Source organism: Flammeovirga sp. AWQ4_249 (assembly GCF_056161045.1).
The window spans coordinates 44,539-64,068 of record NZ_JBSWYJ010000018.1 but is presented as its reverse complement, the minus strand read 5'-3'; the positions used below and the strand labels follow the sequence as shown (position 1 = coordinate 64,068).

Annotated in this window: 14 protein-coding genes and 1 pseudogene; 12 read left to right on the top strand and 3 right to left on the bottom strand. The window is 30.3% G+C overall.

Annotation, left to right across the window (positions count from 1 at the left end; genetic code table 11):
- Window positions 1–27: 27 nt before the first annotated feature.
- Complete coding sequence (locus ACXAHM_RS14430; RefSeq protein ID WP_474961157.1) at window positions 28–513, bottom strand: flavodoxin family protein; 486 nt, start codon at window positions 511–513, stop codon at window positions 28–30.
- 136 nt (window positions 514–649) lie between these two features.
- Here ACXAHM_RS14430 and ACXAHM_RS14425 point away from each other — a divergent pair, with 136 nt between their 5' ends.
- From ACXAHM_RS14425 to ACXAHM_RS14380, 10 genes and pseudogenes are all read left to right on the top strand, one after another.
- On the top strand, window positions 650–1,153 hold the full coding sequence (locus tag ACXAHM_RS14425; RefSeq protein WP_474961156.1) for a hypothetical protein: 504 nt from the start codon (window positions 650–652) through the stop codon (window positions 1,151–1,153).
- A 44-nt stretch (window positions 1,154–1,197) separates the two neighbouring features.
- The gene (locus ACXAHM_RS14420) at window positions 1,198–1,560 is read left to right on the top strand and encodes a hypothetical protein (RefSeq protein WP_474961155.1); all 363 of its coding nucleotides are present in this window, start codon (window positions 1,198–1,200) and stop codon (window positions 1,558–1,560) included.
- Between the two features lie 345 nt (window positions 1,561–1,905).
- Entirely contained in the window at window positions 1,906–2,610 is a 705-nt protein-coding gene (locus ACXAHM_RS14415) for a hypothetical protein (protein WP_474961154.1), read from the top strand.
- Between the two features lie 158 nt (window positions 2,611–2,768).
- Window positions 2,769–3,434, top strand: a complete 666-nt coding sequence (locus ACXAHM_RS14410; RefSeq protein WP_474961153.1) for a DUF4476 domain-containing protein — start codon at window positions 2,769–2,771, stop codon at window positions 3,432–3,434.
- Window positions 3,435–3,507: 73 nt separating this feature from the next.
- The gene (locus ACXAHM_RS14405; RefSeq protein ID WP_474961152.1) at window positions 3,508–4,014 is read left to right on the top strand and encodes a hypothetical protein; all 507 of its coding nucleotides are present in this window, start codon (window positions 3,508–3,510) and stop codon (window positions 4,012–4,014) included.
- Between the two features lie 66 nt (window positions 4,015–4,080).
- Window positions 4,081–4,299: pseudogene (locus ACXAHM_RS14400) on the top strand (prolyl oligopeptidase family serine peptidase); the annotation flags it as partial.
- Window positions 4,300–4,479: 180 nt separating this feature from the next.
- The gene (locus ACXAHM_RS14395; protein ID WP_474961151.1) at window positions 4,480–4,785 is read left to right on the top strand and encodes an antibiotic biosynthesis monooxygenase family protein; all 306 of its coding nucleotides are present in this window, start codon (window positions 4,480–4,482) and stop codon (window positions 4,783–4,785) included.
- Window positions 4,786–5,321: 536 nt separating this feature from the next.
- Window positions 5,322–5,888 carry a hypothetical protein gene (locus ACXAHM_RS14390; protein WP_474961150.1) on the top strand — a complete coding sequence of 189 codons (567 nt, stop codon included), beginning with the start codon at window positions 5,322–5,324 and terminating at the stop codon, window positions 5,886–5,888.
- A gap of 290 nt (window positions 5,889–6,178) precedes the next feature.
- A complete protein-coding gene (locus tag ACXAHM_RS14385) occupies window positions 6,179–10,216 on the top strand; it encodes a hybrid sensor histidine kinase/response regulator transcription factor (RefSeq protein WP_474961149.1) in 4,038 nt (1,345 codons plus the stop codon).
- Between the two features lie 366 nt (window positions 10,217–10,582).
- Entirely contained in the window at window positions 10,583–16,057 is a 5,475-nt protein-coding gene (locus ACXAHM_RS14380; RefSeq protein WP_474961148.1) for a LamG-like jellyroll fold domain-containing protein, read from the top strand.
- Between the two features lie 77 nt (window positions 16,058–16,134).
- Here ACXAHM_RS14380 and ACXAHM_RS14375 read toward each other — a convergent pair whose 3' ends face one another.
- Together ACXAHM_RS14375 and ACXAHM_RS14370 are read right to left on the bottom strand one after the other, a co-directional pair.
- Window positions 16,135–16,854, bottom strand: a complete 720-nt coding sequence (locus ACXAHM_RS14375; RefSeq protein ID WP_474961147.1) for a sterol desaturase family protein — start codon at window positions 16,852–16,854, stop codon at window positions 16,135–16,137.
- 90 nt (window positions 16,855–16,944) lie between these two features.
- Window positions 16,945–17,517: a Crp/Fnr family transcriptional regulator gene (locus ACXAHM_RS14370; RefSeq protein WP_474961146.1), complete on the bottom strand. Its 573-nt coding sequence runs from the start codon at window positions 17,515–17,517 to the stop codon at window positions 16,945–16,947.
- Window positions 17,518–17,681: 164 nt separating this feature from the next.
- Between ACXAHM_RS14370 and ACXAHM_RS14365 the strand changes: the two genes are divergently transcribed.
- Together ACXAHM_RS14365 and hmpA are read left to right on the top strand one after the other, a co-directional pair.
- Window positions 17,682–18,140 carry an HPP family protein gene (locus tag ACXAHM_RS14365; protein ID WP_474961145.1) on the top strand — a complete coding sequence of 153 codons (459 nt, stop codon included), beginning with the start codon at window positions 17,682–17,684 and terminating at the stop codon, window positions 18,138–18,140.
- Between the two features lie 2 nt (window positions 18,141–18,142).
- Complete coding sequence (gene hmpA, locus ACXAHM_RS14360) at window positions 18,143–19,363, top strand: NO-inducible flavohemoprotein (RefSeq protein ID WP_474961144.1); 1,221 nt, start codon at window positions 18,143–18,145, stop codon at window positions 19,361–19,363.
- Window positions 19,364–19,530: the final 167 nt, after the last annotated feature.

Below are 19,530 nucleotides of genomic sequence, written 5' to 3'. Positions count from 1 at the left end.
TTCAATTCACTTTGGAGAAGGGTATTTTTATAATTGTACTAAATGAAGTTGTAGCTCTTCATCAAAATTTTCTCTAGATATAGTATGTAAACCTTCTTTATAACGAATACCAAGATAGTTAGCAGTTTCTCGGAAAGGATGCCAAAAATGCTCTCCTAAATGATTGCCATAGGAAGTAGTTATGACTGACATTTCTTTACCTCTTAGTTGTCTTCCTAACTCTTTTTCAATAGTGATTACATCTGTCAATCGATCAAAAAACACCTTCATAATTCCACTCATTGCATACCAATAGACTGGTGTGACAAACAAAATAAACTCATATTCCTTAATTATTTTTTCCATTAGTGGAATAAAATCATCGTTTCTATTTTCATGTTTGTAATCATAATAACTGATGTTATAATCATTGAGATCAATGATGTCAAATGAAGTCAATGCTATGATTTTGTCTGTTAAATTCTTTGTTTCTCCATCATTTCGTGAGCTTCCGGAGATAATGATTGTTTTCATAAAGTTTGAATAAATTAATTTTTATTTTTACAATTGAATTACATTTTATAATTTACATTCAAGATATGAAATAGAGACATAAAAGTTTCTAAAATCAAACTAATAACTAAACCATTTACTTCAATCATTTTACAAAATGAAGCAACTTAATTTTTTATTTATTTCTTTATTGATTGGCTTATTAGCATTTCAAAGTTGTGAAATAAAAGAAAATCCATTTACATTTGATTTTAATTATTTAGAGTTCAAAGAATACAATTATAATCTAGTTCCTGAAGCTCCTATGACGTTTCATGTGATTGAAAACTTTGATACTTTTAACGAATTATTTTCTGCAACTAGTGAGTTATCTGAATCAGAATTATTACTAAACAGTGACTTCAATAATAATATTGCTGTTACAATCACTCAATTATTTTACGGTTGTAATTATAGTAATATCGTTATGAGGTTAGATGAAGTAGAATTAATAGATGATACTATTAAAGTGTATTATACTAGTACTTATAAAAATGAAGAAGGGGAAGATGATTGTACAGTACTTTCCACTAAAAATATTATATTCTTGACAAATAAAGTCAATTTTTCATCTATTGAGTTGATAGAAAATGGAGAATTAGTAAAAATAATAGAGCAGTAATAATACCAATGGAAAACAAACTTAGATTAAAAAATATATCAATCATGAAACTATTAAAAACAACAATCCTATTTTTTGTAGTATTACTCACCTTATCTGTAACTTCTTGTGAAGAAAACGAAGTTACCGTAGCATGTAATGTTGATAATCCTGTTGAAGAATTAGATTGGTTAAGAGAGATGATAGAAGAATCCAAGGATAATACAGATCTCTATTTTGTAATGGCAGATTATAACGGTATAACAGTGTTTTATGCCGACGGGTGTCATCCAGCAACGTCTTATGTTTTGAGGATAAGAAATTGTGAAGGTGAAATAATTGGTGATTTTTCTGATCTTAGAGAAGGTATGTCCAATTTCGAAATCATTTGGAAGCACCCTTTTTCAAATTGTAAAAAAGATTTTTAGTAAACTCAATTATCTAAAACAGTTTATAAAGCCATTAGAATGAATATATGAGTATTCTATTGGAGAAATATCGAAATGAAATCTATACTTATTATGTAATTTATTGTAATACTACTGTAGTGCATGTAATTATTTTGGTACAGTGTGGAAGGTGAGTAATTAGATTATTTCAAAGATCTATCTAATTTTGAACTACTTTGGAAATATCCTGAATCAGTTTGTAATATAAATTTATAGATTACTTTTAGTAAGATTTTTCTTTATTTTTAATAAATAGACGATTGTATTAAATGAATTATTTTATTTAATACAATCGTTTTTATTTTGAAGATAATGATCAAAAAGTTGAATTTTTATTTAGGAGCATATTATTTACTAAAACTTAAAGCTTTAGAGTTTGGTGATTATAAAGGTAAAAAAGTCTTTTCGGCTTGTTGTACTATAAATACATCTTACTTTGATGCATGGTCACTTTCATGGACTGAAGATGGCATTTATGAGCTTGAAACCCCCAAAAGAGAATTTTCTATTTCGGAAGATCAAATTAAAAATATTCAACATTGGTGTGATGAAAAGTTTAATGAAAAAATTCTCGGATGGGTAAATACATTCAATAATCTTCAATCTGTATATGAATATAAGAATCTCTTTTTTAATACATCAGATAATACAGAAATCCTAGGTGTTTATTTCAGTGAAGAAGATATAGAAAAAGTTACGAAATATCTTTCTCCTGGATCTGATGAAGAAGGTGAAGTTGGGATGTTGGTTAATCTTAATGAAAAAGTAGTTGAGGATAAAAATAAGGGTTTATTTATTGGTTATGACTTGATTGGAATGAATAAAAGTGGTGACTATGAATCTATTCATTGTTTTGGTATCCTTAAAGAATTAGTAGAGAAATTTGATTTGGAAATTAATGAAAAAGGGCTCATTTCTACCATTCAAAATAAAAATGAACTAATGACTTATGCCAACTCTACAGAAAGTGGTCTGCCAACTGTACCTTGGTTTTTAGTGAAAATAAGGCACTTTTCATCGAGCAATTAATTAATAAATAGTGGTTTTTCATCAATTTTGTTATGAAAATTTAAAAATTGTATAACTGAAATAAAATTACTACTTTTCAATTGTCTATTAAATATGTTAATCATCAAGCTGGAATAAAATCTTGATATTTTTATTATTATCTACTAAATCTAACAACCATGAAATATACTAAAATTCTTCTTATTACTATACTATTAATATTGACTAAGACCGATGTTTTATTTAGCCAAAATACGTCTGCTGCATTCAATGAATGTATCGTATCTATCCAGTCAACTGAAAATGAATTAGTACGTTTTAATCATGCGATGAAGTACTTTTCAAAGGAAAATTCTACTTCTAATCAATTACAAACAACTTTTCAATATTTAAATAGTGATCATAAAAAGTATGAACTTGGCGTAGTGGCTTATCCTAATATTAATGATAAAGAAGACTTTTTTATTGTTTATGATGCTTTTTCAAAATTTTCATGGGCTATTAAACTATATCATACGACACAAGGAAAATCAAACACATTAGTAGATGAAAATTGTAAAGTAGATAATACTAAATTCGCGAATATTAAAAAAAGTATTGAAGGTCAAACTTTTTCGAAAGACAAAATGAAGATGGCTCAAAATTTTGTGAAACATAATTGCTTTACCATTGAACAAATGATGGATATTGTAAAAATGTTTAATATGGACAGTGAAAAATTAACCCTCATAAAGTATATGTATAATTTTTCGTCTGAAAAAAATAGGTTTTTTGAGTTCAGGTCAATTCTCACTTTTAGTAGTACAAAAGGTGAATTAGACCAATATTTATCCACTATAAATTAAAAAGTATTTTTCTGTGTTTTATAACGATAAAAGTATAATTTTAAATAGTATACAACTTAAAATATAAATAATAATGGAACTTCTAAAAGCTGCTGATGAGTGGATAAAAGATGAAATGTCATCTGCTCTTGTTTTTATTTTGATAGGTATTATATTTCTTATTGGGACAGTATTTTTTTGGCATTACGGCAAAACAGAAGTTGCAAAAGCTTTTATTATTCCTATGCTCATCGCAGGACTACTTTTGTTGATGGCAGGGGTTGGTTTTTATTTTAGTAATACTAAACTGTTAAACTCATATGAACATTCTTATGCCACAAATGCCCTCGAATTTATTGATTCTGAACTAGTAAGGACAGAAAAAACAATATCTTCTTATCAAAATGTAGCTTTAAAAGTATTTCCAGGCATTATCATTTTAGCATCTTTATTAATAATTTTCTTTAAAGCACCGACAATAAGAGCAATAAGCATCACTGCGATCGCTTTTTTAGTTACTCTAATGCTGATGGATATGAATGCTTTAAGTAGAATCGAAAAGTATCATGCGGTTTTAGAAGAAGCAAAAAAGCAAATATAAATTGACTTAAAAACGAAACGCCTCATATACGAATGCAAATTTTAAAAAAGATCCTTCAAATCGTTTTTATCTCATCATTATCTAAAAAATGTTTCTTCTCCTGTTCTTATTTTTCATGGAGATCATGATGAAATTATACCCTATGAATCATCTATAAATCTTGCTAAATTATTCAAAAAAGGAGATAAATTATTCACTTTGAAATGGCAGAGTCACAATGGAATGACATACAATTCTGACTATTTAGTAGAGTTGAAATCTTATTTAGATGGCTATAAAATCTAAAAATCATCTAAAAGCGATTATGAGAGGTCACAGAACTAAAATCATCTATTCTCAATAATGATGTTAAAAATATTAGGGAAAATACAGTGCTACAATAATCAAAATAAACCTATTGATTACTTTTTTTATAAAAATACATCTTTACAATGTTGTTAATGTTCAAATTAAAAAAGATAAAATATGATTCTAGAAGTAGCATTACTACATGTAAAAAAGGGTTATGAAAGGGATTTTGAACAAGACTTTCACAGAGCAAGCCAATATATCAGTAGTATAGAAGGGTATAAAGGGCATTCTTTAAGAAAATGTGTGGAACAAGAAGGAAAATATATACTTCTTGTTGATTGGGTTGATATCGATTCACATGAGATCAATTTTAGAAAATCTCCTCAGTATTTGGAGTGGAAAGCATTGTTACATGCTTATTATGATCCTTTTCCAATTGTAGAACATTATGAAACCATTTACGAAAATATAAATCAATAAAGTAATACACTAAAAGAAGTAGGAAAACTCATAGAAATTGATCAACTTGAATCAGTTTATGATAATCTAAACTATCTCAGATTTATTAGTTAGATGAATCTGATTTACTGATTAGTGTCAAAAAAGGGTGCTTGGTTTGATGGAGAAACAATTTAATTTGGAATGATAACATACCATTTTGGAAAGGATACGAAAAATATCAAAACTCAAAAGTGTATTCTTATTAGTTTGAAGTCTTATGAAAAAGATGAAAGTTTAGGCACCTTAAATCTTGTTGGAAAAGATCTTAATTTCATTATGGATAGGTATCCAAATTTATCAATAATAAAAGATGAGGTAGAATTAGTAACCAAAAAGTTTAAAGTTAATTTTAGAATAGATACTCAATCTAGAAAAATAAAAAGTTATAGTTTACTTCGACACAATTAATTTATTATCTTAGAAACAGACAAACAAAATAAAAGATAGAAATAGCTAAAAATTCAATCAAAATTTGACACACCCGCTGACAGCAGATTACATTTACGTAAATTGAAATGAAACAGGTAAAAGATATAAACATTAAATCACCTATAATTCCAAATCAAGGAATTGGTGAAATAAAATTAGGGATGAATTCTTTCTATTTAAGAGATATTTATGGTGCAAGTTTTAAAAATCACCAAAATGCTTATTCAATAGATTTTGATAAAAATCAATGGAGTTCTGAGTTATCGAAACCATTTTTTGGAAACTTAAACTTATCTTTTAGTGATTTCTTGACGGTAACAATAAATTTATATAATGGCAGCGTATCTCATTTGAGGGTTAAAAATTCTTACAAAGGAAAAGTGGATGGAATTGTGGGTATTGGTGACAAAATGAGAGATTACTATCAGTTAAATACAAAAGCATTTTGTGAATTTGAAGACGGGATTTTCTTTTATTGGATTGAAAAAGACTTTGGACTTTCCTTTTTTATTGGAGAAAACCTAGAAGATTTTCCAAATGATTCTCTTTTTGAAGAGTACTTGGATAAGCCAATATTGGAGATTGAAATTTTTGATGATAAACAAAGAATTAGTATTGGTGAAGATTTGCCTGAGAATTGGAAAAATAAGTAAGCATATTTCTATGAATAAATTCAATAATATCCATTACCTTTTAATGTTAATTAGAAAATATTGTAACACTTATTCTTAGTGTTCAGAATATAAATGAAATAGAATTAAAATAGAAAATGAAACGTTTTTTCATTGCTTTACTTCTGATACCATAGCTGTAAATCCATTTAAATTAGAAATCTGTAAATAGTTATTTAATCTCATCCATATTTTATATATTGTTTCTGCAGTTTTGAATTATTTTATTCTAAACATTCACTTTTTCTTGTTACTTATCTCTTTACTTTTGGATGAAATTATTACTACTTTTTTTTCTGTTAACTTTCTATTTTACAAATTTTACTTTACTTCATGCACAAAATAAGAGCGATGAGACTTTAAGTTTTTATAATTTGACAAATTCTGATGGTTTGTCTTATAGTTTTGTTACCTCTATTGCTCAAGACAAGGAAAAACGAATGTGGTTTGGAACAATAAAAGGCTTGAATCTTTATGACGGAAGTTCTATTAAACGTTTTTACCATGATGAAAAAAGTAGTTCTATACCTCACAATAATATCACAGTCTTGCACTATGCAGATAATCAACAGTTATTTATTGGAACAGAAAATGGTTTGTGTTATTATAGAGATAGCTTGGAGGATTTTAAATCTATTTTTTATAATGGTAGTCCTTTGCCTTTTGTCAAATCTATAACTGCTTTTACAGAAAATCAACTTTTAATTAATACTATAGAGGGTGTGTTTCTATTAACTACGGAAGCACCTATTTTCTCATTGAAGAAACTATCCAATTCAAAGGATTTTTTAGGAATACAAGTGGGAATGTATCATCATTTATGGGGCTTTACAGCAAAAAAAGTGATGTATATGACTCCTGAAATGCAGGTTCTTGATTCACTTTTTATTCAAGAAAAAATAAGCACAAGTCCTATTGTTTTAACATCTCAATTTATTGATAGCAAAGGTGATGTTTGGATTGGAACGAAAAATCATGGTCTTTATAAGTTTGAACGCCAAACTCATCAATTCCAATGTATATACAAAGGGAATCAGCAACTCGGAAATGAGTTGAAATATATTCGAAGTCTTGGAGAAGACCACCTCCAACGTCTTTGGATAGGAACAGAAAATGGTTTATTTATTTACAGTAAAGAAGATAATACTTTTACACATTTTACTCAGGATTTTGATGATTCTAAAAAATCCATCAATGATAACGCAATCTATAGTATTTTTAAGGGAAAAGAAGAAATGATGTGGTTGGGGACTTATTTTGGGGGAGTTAATAACACATCTCTTCATCGAAAAGACTTTCAAAATATCATTCCAGATGGTGGAAAAGTATCATTAAAAGGCAAAGCAGTAAGTCAAGTAATAGAAGATACCAAGAATAATCTATGGTTTGGGACAGAAGATAAAGGTATTTCTATCTACTCTCAAAAGGATAAAAAGTTTTCATATTTAACTAAAAAAGAAGGATTAAGTGGAAATAATGTACATGCTTTGTTAGAAGATGTTCATGGGAATATTTGGGTGGGAACTTACTTAGATGGGTTAAATAAAATTGATAATGAGACTAAGTCTATCCAAATTTTCAAAAAGGAATTGGAAGAGAATTCAATTTCAAATAACAGTGTGTATGCTTTATTTCAAGCTACAAGCAGTAAGATTTATATTGGAACATTAGATGGAGTGGATGTTTATGATGAAAAGACGAATACTTTTCTTCCTTTTAAATATGACATTTTTAAAGGGAAACATATAGATGATATCATAGAAGATAAACAAGGAAATATTTGGTTCTCTTCATACCGTTCAGGCGTATTTCAATATATAAAAAATAAGGATTCAGTGAGTGTTCATCATTCCTCAAATGCTCCTTTTACCTCAGATTCTTTTATTAGTTCATATATTGATACTAAAAATAGACTTTGGTTTGGTACTAGAAGTGGGGGATTAGTACAATATGAGAGTCATAAAAAGAATTTTAAAATATATAACTCTAAAGCACTGAAAGATAATGATGTATATGGAATTCTAGAAGATGATAAGGGCTATTTGTGGTTAAGTACTAACCGAGGAATAGCAAAATTCAATCCTCTATCAGGAGAGGTTATTATGAATTATACTACAGATCATGGATTGTTGGCCAATCAATATAATTTCAAATCTTATTATAAAGGAAAAGAGGGAAAGCTTTTCTTTGGATCGGTGAAGGGTTTGACATTTTTTGATCCATCACAATTATTTAAAAAATCTTTCAAAACGATACCTATTTTTACAGATTTTATATTGAATGAAGAAATAAATACCAACAACAAACCTGAAATTCCTAAAAATATAAACTACTCTAAAAGGATAGAATTACCATTTAATTACAATTCGTTTTCAATCTATTTTAATCTACCCACTTACCATTCTATTATTAATTCGATATATCAATACAAATTAGAAGGATTTGATCAAGAATGGAAAAATACGACTTCTCTTTCTAGTAAAGTAAATTATACAAACCTTGATCCTGGTAAATATACTTTTCATGTTCGCTATTCATATGATGGAAGAAAAGTGAATTTTGAGGAAAAGAAAATTGAAATAGAGATCTTAAAACACCCTTTAACTTCACCACTAGCGTATAGTTTTTATGCTTTATTTTTTACGCTAATGTTTTATGGAATTGGTAAAAAACTAGAAGAAGATCGCAAAGAAAAAACACGATCTAAAATTGCAATAATCGAAGAAAAGAAAAAACAAGAATTGGATGAGCATAAGATGAACTTTTTCACCAATATATCTCATGAGTTTAAAACTCCACTAACAATAATTTTAGCTGTTATTGAAGAGATATTTATGGTAGAAAATAAGTTGTCTCTACAATTGAAAAAACCTTTTCAAACAATCAATAGAAATGCTGTAAGACTTAAGTTTTTAATTGCTCAATTAATGGAATTTAGACAAATTGAATCAGATCATGCACCCATAAATTTATCGCAATTTGATTTCATTGAAAAACTGAATAGCATTTATACATCATTTCAAATACTTTTTGACAAAAAGCAGCTTCGTTATCATTTTGAAGTAAACGAGAAGCATTTGATGATAGTAAATGATGAAGAAAAAATAGAGAAAATCATCAGTAATGTATTGAGTAATGCCTATAAATATACTAATCTTAGAGGGGAGATTCGTATAGAATTGAATATAAAAGAAGATGCAATCATAGAAGTGAAAATCTCGAATTCAGGTCATTTACTATCAGGTGATGATATACAGAAAATTTTTGACCCATTTTTTAAAAAAGAAAATAGCATTGATAATTCGGGTATAGGAATGGCGATAGTAAAAAGTCTTACAAGTTTATTAGCAGGTAAAATAGAAGTGCTTTCAAATAAGGATATTGGGAATCAATTTATTCTTTCTTTTCCACTAAATCAATTTGACTTATCAGAAGTTAATACACAGAAAAAGACATTAAATAACACATTTACAAAAGACTTGATAGACATCTACACGGAAGATGAAATTATTGAAGAGGAGAATGAAATTAGCCGTTCTATTACAACAAATATTTTAATTGTTGAAGACAATAATGATCTTGGACACTCATTAAAAAGACATTTTAAAAAGGAATATAAAATCAGAATTGCTCACAATGGTATTGAGGCCTTAGAAATGATTCAAAAGACCATTCCTGATTTAATTATTTCGGATGTCTTAATGCCCAAAATGGGAGGAATAGAACTTTGTAAACAACTAAAACAAAATCCTGAAAGTGCACATATACCAATCATATTATTAACAGCACTATCTTCTGAAAAAGATAAAATTGAAGGCTTGAAATATGGTGCGGCTTCTTTTATGTCTAAACCGTTTAGTATTGATGAATTGAAAATGAAAGTCTCGAACCTACTAATTTCGAAAAGAAGGTTGAAGGAACATTTTAAAGATTCTGGATTGATTAATCTAAAACAATTACCTGCAAATAACAAAGAAGAAAAGTTTATAAAAAAAATACATCAACTCATTCAAGAGAATATAGAAAATGAAGGTTTTGGTGTTGAACAGTTAGCGGACAAATTACAGATGAACCGCTCAGTTCTTTATATGAAAATAAAGAATTTGACAGGTTTGACGACAATTGATTACATGAACAGTATTCGGTTAGAAAAAGCAAAGGATTTATTACTCAATACTTCTCTAACCATAACTGAAATTGCATATCAAATAGGATACAGAGATGCCAATTACTTTAGTAGAGTTTTTAAAAAATTCAATACTATTTCACCTACAAAATATAGGAAAATAGAACAAGAAGAGATGATTTAGCATCAAATATATGTTTATCTAGAAACTTCTCCTATTTTCAGTGAACTAGTACAAATGTTATTTGAATAGTACATTTGTTATAATAGTGTCATACTTACACATAATTGTGGTAATAATCCCGTTATTCTCCCTTTTAATACTAATGATTCTTCCTTTTAGTTTAGATATTTATCTATATCACAATAATTAGAAAACATAAAGGTAAATCCTGCGGATGGAAAAGTTGATTCAGCTTTTCCATCGTTTTTACCAATTCTAAATGAAATGAAAATGTACGTTTCTATACCTTAATACAACAACCTACTTTTCATTGTTGGAATAAATATAATTTAACCATAAACAATAGATAAATAACTATCAAAGGAAATGAATAAACGAAATACGTTCAAGTACATGAACATTATTTTGGGTTGTTTCTTGTTCAATTTATTGACCATCACACAACTCTTTGCTCAAGAAAATACATTAGAACAAGAAGGACTATCAGAAGGATTGCGGGGCTATTTTAGTTTTGATTCTGAAATTTGTAATTATGGAGACGGAAAGGATCTCACAGGTACATTCGTAGGGACTTCTACCATTGCTGCTCAATCAAAATATTCTTCTGGAGCCTTAAGTTTGGCTAATGGAGAAAATACAAATGGGCATATGGTTTTTGAAAATGAGAATCGATATCCATTTATATTAAATAATGAGGAAGAAATTACTGTTGCACTTTGGATTAAACCTGCAAAAGCTGATAATACACGTCAAAATGTAGTAAGAGTTGAGGGAGGAGGTGTTACCTATTTTCTTGAGATTGCTTCAGACAATAATTTCAATTCTTTTATTTCAACAGTAAATCCAGAAGTTAGTAACAATTTTGGGAATGCTTTCGCTCGATCAAGAGGGTATACTCTATCAGAGGATAAATTGAATAAATGGTACCATGTTGCTTTTACTTTTGATGGTTTGGTTACCAAAATTTACATCAATGGAGAATTAAATCGTTCAGTAAATGTCAATACGCCTGGTTTCATTACTGTACCTTGGGATCATCGAAAATTATACTTAGGTAGCCTTGATAATGGAAATGGTCAATTCAAAGGTTTAATCGATGAGCTTTACCTTTATAATAAAGCCTTAACAGCAGAAGATATTTCAACACTTATGCAATTAGAAGATCCTTTGGCTTCTACTGCACCTCCTGTTATTGATATGGGATTAAATATAGAAAATTCTACTTTATCTGATAGTTTGAGAGGTTATTTTAGTTTTGACTCAGACAGTGTAGATTTTGGAAAAGGAAGTACTATTAAGGGTGCTTTAATGGGGAATGCAACAATAACAGATCAAAGCAAATATTCACAAGGAGCACTATCATTAACTCAATCTAGTCAACAAACAGATTATTTATTTTTTGAAAATAGTACCCCTTTTATATTAGAAAATGAACCTGAAATGACCGTTGCTTTATGGGTCAATCCCTCAAAAGCAGATGGCACTCAGCAAAATATTGTGAAAGTTGAAAATGGAGGACTTACTTATATGTTAGAAATTGCAAGTGATAATAATTTCAATTCCTTTATTTCAACTGTAAATCCAGAAAATTCAGGACAATATGGAAATGCTTTCGCAAGAGTGAGTGGAAATAAATTGACAACAGAAAATTTAAATCAATGGTATCATGTAGCTTTTACCTATGATGGAGATAGTACAAGAATATACCTTAATGGGGAGTTGAATAATGCAGTAAAAGTCAATACTGAAGGGTATGTTGTAGTACCTTGGACCAATCGTAAATTATATCTAGGCAGTGAATCGAGTGAAGGGAAAAAGTTTGAAGGTCAATTGGATGAACTGTATATCTATAACCGTAGATTGTCAGATGCTGAAATACATGAATTAATGGTATTAGAAGATCCACTTGGCAATTATTCACCAACTTATAATCTAGTTTTTGACCATAATGATGGTCTTCAATCTACTATGGCTTCAGCATCTTTTGAGAATAATTATACAGTTGTATTGCCAGAGCCATCAAGGATTGGTTATGAATTTGAAGGATGGAATTCAGCTTCTGATGGTTCGGGTGAAATGATTTCAAACTCAACGGAAAATCTAAGTGGTATAAATAGTGATCAATATTATTATGCACAATGGTCTTTACTAGAATATGCTATTACTTATAATTTTTCATTGAGTGAAGTAAATGATACGGAAAATCCAGAAACTTTTACTATTGAAGATTTGCCTTATACTTTAAACCCTCCTACAAAAGAAGGACATCGATTCCGATATTGGGCCATTGATAATGATTTAAATAAAAGACTTTCGAATCAGTCTATCTCAACTTTAGGAGATATTAGTTTAACACCTGTATTTGAACCAATCGAGGAGGGAAGTCCTATGTACACCGATTATTGTGAAAGAATCTCTAGAGATATTAATGGGGTACATTATGGTTTTTTAGCAGGGAATAAAATGTATTATGTAGCGGGTGCAGGTCAGGCCGAATATGAAAATATCACTGAATTAGAGACGATTGGTTTTACACATCCAATGTTTAGAGATGGTCGTGCAAGAGGGAATGGTATTGCTAATGCTGCGGGAGGAAAAGGACATGATCAATGGGGATGGGAATTTTGGAGAAGAACAAAAGTAGCCTATGGTACAATAATTATTGATGGTCAACAGTTTCCTCATCCTTCACCTAAAAATTTGGATTGGAGACCAGATAAAATGGTAGTTACTTATGAGATAGAAGGGGTTACTATTGTGGAAGAAAAGTTTATTTCTGAAAGTGATGTATTGTCGACAATAATTACTTCTGATTATCCGATACAAGTACTATTTGAAGGAGAAAGTTATTTTGATGCAAGTTTTATTCCGACTAAAGATGGAGATCCAGCGAATACACCTCATTCTGTAAGTTGTTCTTCTACAGTAAATCATAATACAGATGAAAACACTGTAGTACTTCTTGAAAATGGTAGAGCTATGGCTAAACCAGCATGGGGACAACCTGCTGTAGAAGGCGATATGATGTACTCAGGTCTTAATTTTGTATTTTCTTCGAATAAAAAATTAAATAATTTCTCATCAGCTACTTTAGAAGAAGGAAATATTGGATACCAATTTCAGTTAGATATTCCTGCATATGAAAAAGTAGCACTTTCTCTCGCTGTTGATGAAGTAGAAGAAAATGCTGTAGATCGATTAACGTCAGATTTATCCCATATTGAAACAGTGAAAGAAGAAAAAACAGAGTGGATGAATCATCTTTTAAATGAGCAAATTCCATATTTCAGATGCTCTGATGAAGACGTGGTATCTACTTATTATTTCCTTTGGTCTCTGTATTTTATGTATTTCACTGATATCAATGAAGGATGGGAGCAATACCCTCATACACAAACAGCAGTCAATAATTTCATGGGTTTACATCTTTGGGATTCATGGGCTTTTTGTGCTGCAGGATCTTATGTAGCGGATAAATGGGCTTGGGGAAATGGTAATGCATTATCATGGAAATACATGGTGCCTTTTAAAAATGAAAACAATTATTTACCCGATAATTTTGGAACACATTGGTACTCTCCAGATACAAGGATGAATTTTGATGGTGCTGTGGGACAAATCTGGAAACAATATGATCATTCAGGTGACCAAGAATTTTTACGTCAGGTGTATTACGATTTATTACGTCCATTATATATAGATAATGACAGTAAGGCTGTTGGTGTCAATGAGGCTCAAGAGTTGGCATTGATGGCTCAACAACTAGGGGAAACGGCCGATGTAGCACATTGGAATACAATAAAAGAAAGAGAAGTAAATCAATTTGTCAACCATCATTGGCCTTGGTTGATGGGACAATATGAAACGGATAATTGGAAAAACAATTGGCACGTAGGTGAGCTTCGTAATAATGCTTTGACTACTGAAATGTCGAGAGATTATATCCATGATATTGTGATGGATACTGACGTAGGGTTTGTTTCTCCAAATGGAATTAATACAAGGTCAGCAGATTCACCTCCAAATGGAATATTTAGAGCATCGACGATAAGTTGTTGGTTAGGAATTGATGGTTTATTCCGTCAAAAAGCTGATCAAGCTGGGATGACTGTTACATTAAATCACCTTGAGGCAATGACAAGAGATTATGGTTACCCAATTGCACCTGAAGCTTGGAATGATAAAGACCAAGCATGGGGTTCAAGATATTATAATTGGGATATTGCGATAGTAATGCCACTAATAGAATGGATTGGAGGAACAAATTATTCTTTTATGGATAGTACATTTACTTATGCTCCTCACTTGCCAGATAATTGGGGTTTTGTAGAAATGAACGTACCTGTAGTTAAAGAAGGTCAGACGCACTGGGTTCATACGAAATTGGAAAAAGAACAAGTAGGTGATCATTTTTTAATGAAACATTCTGTGACAGGAAATCCATTAGACAATACTGTGATAGCACCTTATAGTGCTCAACGAAATAGAATAAATGAATCTTCTTCAGTTCCTGAGCAACTTAATGAAAATGAGGAAGCTTTTTATTTAACCACAGAAAATAATTTATCTGTAACATGGGAAGTAGGTGCAAAATTAGATACTCTTGAAACATTGGTTTGGGTAAAACCTAGAACACATGAGTTTTATCAAGAACTAGATGTGACAGTAGATAATTTACGTTTAGGAACAACCCTTCGTTATACAACTGATGGATCTATTCCTACGGAAAATTCCCTAATTTTTCCTGACACTTTAAAGATTAATGAGACGACTACCTTTACTTTCAAAGCATTTGGTTTAAATACAGAATACTCTCCATATACTGTCACATATCAAAACATTGAATTAATTGCGGATACTGAAATAACTACTTCTATTAGTAATGAATTGAATTATAAACTTTATGATTTAGATGAAAATGTAAGAAGTTTACCAGATTTTTCTGCAATGATTCTTTCAGAAAGTGGAAGTATACAAGCCAGTGATTTTGTATGGGATTTAAATTTTGAAGCTATAGGTAAAGAGGCAAGTGAACATTTTGGATTACACTTATCAGGATTGATTTATCTTGAAGCAGACAATCTTTATGAATTCTACTTGAAATCAGATGATGGTTCTATTTTACAAATTGATGGACAAGAAGTAATTTATCTAAATGGAGTAAGTGAGAAAGATCCTTGGTTTGCTGAAGGTACCATTGGTTTGGAGGCAGGCTATCATAAACTTGATATCTACTATACTCAATACACTTATCGACATAAATTGGAATTGGAGTATAGAGTATTAGGGGAATCAAATTATCAGTCTGTTACAGAAGAGATGTTTTATAAATTTGATGCGAGTGAAGAAACAATGGTGACTTTTATGGATAATGGAAGTCGTTATCATCAAGCAAAATTAGATCATAATGCACTTTTAGAAAATGATTTTCCCATTCAACCATTACATCAATTTAAGACTTTTGAAGGATGGTATACTTTGCCTAATTGTGAAGGAACGAAGGTCAGTGAAGGAAAGGAAATAACTTCTAAAACCACGCTTTATTCATGTTGGATTGAAGCTTTAGCCATCGAAAAAAGTAATGTGCCTTCTTGGATAATTTATCCTAATCCAGTCAAAGAGGAGACCTTGAAAGTGAGTTTGCCTTTAGAGTATAGGGATAAAAAAGTCTCTGTCCATATTCTAAATATGGCAGGGCAAGAACGACTCAATCAGCAAGTGTTTATAAATAATTCTCATTTGCGATTAGCAATACAGGATTTACCAAAAGGAATGTATATTCTAGTCATAAATGCTGAAGGAGTATCAGAAACAAAAGCATTGAAATTCAAGAAAGATTAGTAAATAAGACTCACAACTTTTTAAATATAAAATGGAAGTTGTGAGTCTTTTATTTTGTTGAATTGGTAAGGGTAATTTTACTCTTTATGAACATCTTTAAATTTTAGCATATCCACTAATCGCTGTTCTTTTTCATTATCGAATCCACATTTTGTTTTAAATTCTTTTGGATTTTCATAAGTTCCAAAAAGCATGTCCCACCAAACTAAATCGCCATAATTATTAGAATGCTTTTCATATTCATGATGAATACGATGCATTTCAGGTCTTTGAAAAAAATAACCAATCCATTGTGGTGTTTTTACATTTGTGTGGTAAAAAAACTCACCTAAAGCTGTGCATAAAGTATAAATTCCTCCAGCTTCAATATTTAATCCTAAGACAGTATAGACCAAAAAACTTCCAATGATTGAATTGGCAACCATTTCTAAAGGATGTTTATAAAATGAAGTGATTACTTCCAAACGTTGAGGACTATGATGAATTTGGTGAAAATGCAACCATAAAAAGTCAAATTCATGTCTCCAACGATGCCACCAATAAAATATAAAAGTAGCAATTATATAAGCTAAAATTCCTCCTAAATAGGGATTTACATACACTGAAATATGGAATAATGAATAGGAAGAAAGCCATTTTTCCCATGAAAAACCAGCTAAAACGACAACACCTAATTGTATAAAATTGACACCTAATACTCGAATAGTCCAAGTGGGTACATCTGCTAATTTCCATCCAGGATTTAATCTTTCAAGAACAAAACAACAACCCAAGACAATAAAAATAATGATAAGCATATTTCTTTGATTTTAGTGATACAAAATATCTTATCATCAAAAGTAGTCAGCTTAAAAATATGTATTGATTAACCCAAGTTAAGAAATGCATTAAATAGAAAGCCTTTTTCGAATTCTACTTAACGAAGGAGGTTGCACACCCACAAAGGAGGCTATTAAATATTGAGGAATTCTTTGTGAGAGATCTTTATACTCTTCTACAAATTTTAAATAGCGTTGTTCACTATTTTGACGATAAACATCCAAAAGTTGATTGACCATAATATCAAAACGATGTTCCATAATCAACCTTCCGAGTAAATTACCATTTTCAATTCTTTTAAAAATGTATTGTAGGTTGTCATAATTGATCATTAGTAAAGAACAATCCTCAATAGCTTCGATATTTTGATGAGAAATTATATTTCGATTAAAGCTAGAATAATCCGCAACAAATTCACCTTCTTTAGTAAACTCAAAAGTAGATTCTTCATCATTTTTTAATACAAAATATCGAACCAATCCGCTTTCCAAAAAAACTACAAATTGACACTTTTCACCTTCTCTTAATATAAAATCACCCTTCTTGATTTCTTTACGTTCAAAAAGAGATAGAATTAACTTTTCTTCTTCGGGAGTGATAGATACAAATTGATGTATGACTTCTATTATGTCTTTTTTCATAACAGTTTTACGATTAAAAATGATTCCTAAAATTAATGATAGTCTAACATACTTAAGCAGAAGTACTTGAAATATTTTCTGATATTTATCAGTTTTTGTCTTGAAATATCACAAATTTCTATTGATCGAAATCTTTCACCTTTGTATCATCAAAACAATGAATGATGAGTAATTGGAAAACAGCAAAGCGTAATGGATTCAATAGTGCAATGGGCATAGGGACACTTTGTTTCTTTAATTCTTTTTTAGGAAGTAAAGAAGTAGTCCTACTATCTGGAGCTTTTGGAGCAACTGCCGTATTACTTTTTGCAGCACAAAACAGTCCTTTAATACAAAGAAAGAACATGTATTGGGGACATATTTTATCCGCCCTTATTGGGGTAACGTGCTATAAATTATTCTTTCCAATTTCTGCAAATCTTGCAGTTACAATAGCTGTAGGAGGAGCAATTCTAGTTATGACTTATTTTGATGTATTACATCCACCGGGTGGTGCAACAGCCTACATCGCTGTACTTGGTGGAGCTAGTATTACAGATTTAGGATATCTCTACGTTTTTATCCCTGTACTTACAGGTATCCTCATCTTAGATTTAATTAATCACTTTCAAACAAAAATATAGACATGGAAATTAAGCAAAAAACTATCGATATCGTAAAAGCAACTGCTCCAGTTATTCAAGAACATGGAGTAGCCATTACTAGCCACTTTTACAAATTGATGTTTGAGCATAATCCTGAATTGAAAAATGTTTTCAATATGGCTCACCAAGCAGAAGGAACTCAACCAAAAGTTTTAGCAGGAGCAATTTTAGGGTATGCTACTTATATCGATAATTTACCCATGTTATCAGCAGCGGTTGAAAGAATTGCTCAAAAGCATTCTAGCTTAAGTATTCAGCCAGCTCAATATGCAATTGTAGGAAAACATTTAATTCAAGCTATAAAAGATGTATTAGGTGAAGCTGCAACAGAAGAAATCATCGAGGCATGGACAGATGCATACATGATTCTTGCTTCTGTATTTGTAAAAAGAGAAGGAGATATCTACCAAGAAAAAATTAATGAAGATGGTGGATGGGTTGGTTTCCGTGATTTTACAGTAGAACGTAAAGTAAAAGAGTCGGATGAAATTATATCTTTTTACTTAAAACCAATTGAAGGTAAATTACTTTCTTTCCGTCCAGGACAATATATAGCTGTACGTTTAAAAGGAGAAGGTCACGCACATGCTCATATGAGAAATTATTCGTTGAGTGATTCACCTTCAAAAGACTATTATAGAATTTCAGTTAAAAAGGAACAAGGATTGAATGGTCATCCTGATGGAATTGGTTCTAATTTTCTTCATAACCATGTTTTAGAAGGTGATGTGATAGAAGTTGGTGTTCCTTCTGGTGATTTCTTTTTAAATGAAGAATCTGAAAAAGAAGTTGTATTACTTAGCGGTGGAGTAGGTGTCACGCCAATGATGTCTATGTTAGAACATTTAATTGAATCAAAATCTGAAAGAAAGATTAAATGGATACACGCAGCCAAAAATAGTGATGTACATGCTTTCGAAAGTGAAGTAGTTCGTTTAACAGAAAAAAATCATAATTTAGAAAGTACTGTCATTTATTCTGAGCCCAATGAAGCAGATAAATCTAAACGAAATGGATTTGTCGATGCAGCTTTAATTGCAGAATTGGTAGAGAATACAAAAGAAGCAGAATTTTATTTCTGTGGTCCTAAACCATTTATGAAAGCGGTCTTAACTGCCTTGGATGTTTTAGGTGTTGAGGAAAAGAACATTCATTTTGAATTTTTCGGTCCAACTGAGGATTTACAAGCCGAAGAAGTTTAAGATTTGATATACTAATTAGGTGCAAAGAGCCGCTTCGAACTTAGGTTTGGAGTGGTTTTTTTATTATTTTAATGAATAATCATTCATTTGTTAATTAAATTAACAGTTGTTTTTTGTATCTCTCCGTTTCATCTTTATTAACAATGATTTACAAAATCGAGGCCTTT

What these genes read in the sequence shown, in the direction of transcription:
- ACXAHM_RS14430 (WP_474961157.1), bottom strand. Translation starts at nt 513, where the DNA reads ATGAAAACAATCATTATCTCCGGAAGCTCACGAAATGATGGAGAAACA.
- ACXAHM_RS14425 (WP_474961156.1), top strand. Translation starts at nt 650, where the DNA reads ATGAAGCAACTTAATTTTTTATTTATTTCTTTATTGATTGGCTTATTA.
- ACXAHM_RS14420 (WP_474961155.1), top strand. Translation starts at nt 1,198, where the DNA reads ATGAAACTATTAAAAACAACAATCCTATTTTTTGTAGTATTACTCACC.
- ACXAHM_RS14410 (WP_474961153.1), top strand. Translation starts at nt 2,769, where the DNA reads ATGAAATATACTAAAATTCTTCTTATTACTATACTATTAATATTGACT.
- ACXAHM_RS14405 (WP_474961152.1), top strand. Translation starts at nt 3,508, where the DNA reads ATGGAACTTCTAAAAGCTGCTGATGAGTGGATAAAAGATGAAATGTCA.
- ACXAHM_RS14395 (WP_474961151.1), top strand. Translation starts at nt 4,480, where the DNA reads ATGATTCTAGAAGTAGCATTACTACATGTAAAAAAGGGTTATGAAAGG.
- ACXAHM_RS14390 (WP_474961150.1), top strand. Translation starts at nt 5,322, where the DNA reads ATGAAACAGGTAAAAGATATAAACATTAAATCACCTATAATTCCAAAT.
- ACXAHM_RS14385 (WP_474961149.1), top strand. Translation starts at nt 6,179, where the DNA reads ATGAAATTATTACTACTTTTTTTTCTGTTAACTTTCTATTTTACAAAT.
- ACXAHM_RS14380 (WP_474961148.1), top strand. Translation starts at nt 10,583, where the DNA reads ATGAATAAACGAAATACGTTCAAGTACATGAACATTATTTTGGGTTGT.
- ACXAHM_RS14375 (WP_474961147.1), bottom strand. Translation starts at nt 16,854, where the DNA reads ATGCTTATCATTATTTTTATTGTCTTGGGTTGTTGTTTTGTTCTTGAA.
- ACXAHM_RS14370 (WP_474961146.1), bottom strand. Translation starts at nt 17,517, where the DNA reads ATGAAAAAAGACATAATAGAAGTCATACATCAATTTGTATCTATCACT.
- ACXAHM_RS14365 (WP_474961145.1), top strand. Translation starts at nt 17,682, where the DNA reads ATGAGTAATTGGAAAACAGCAAAGCGTAATGGATTCAATAGTGCAATG.
- hmpA (WP_474961144.1), top strand. Translation starts at nt 18,143, where the DNA reads ATGGAAATTAAGCAAAAAACTATCGATATCGTAAAAGCAACTGCTCCA.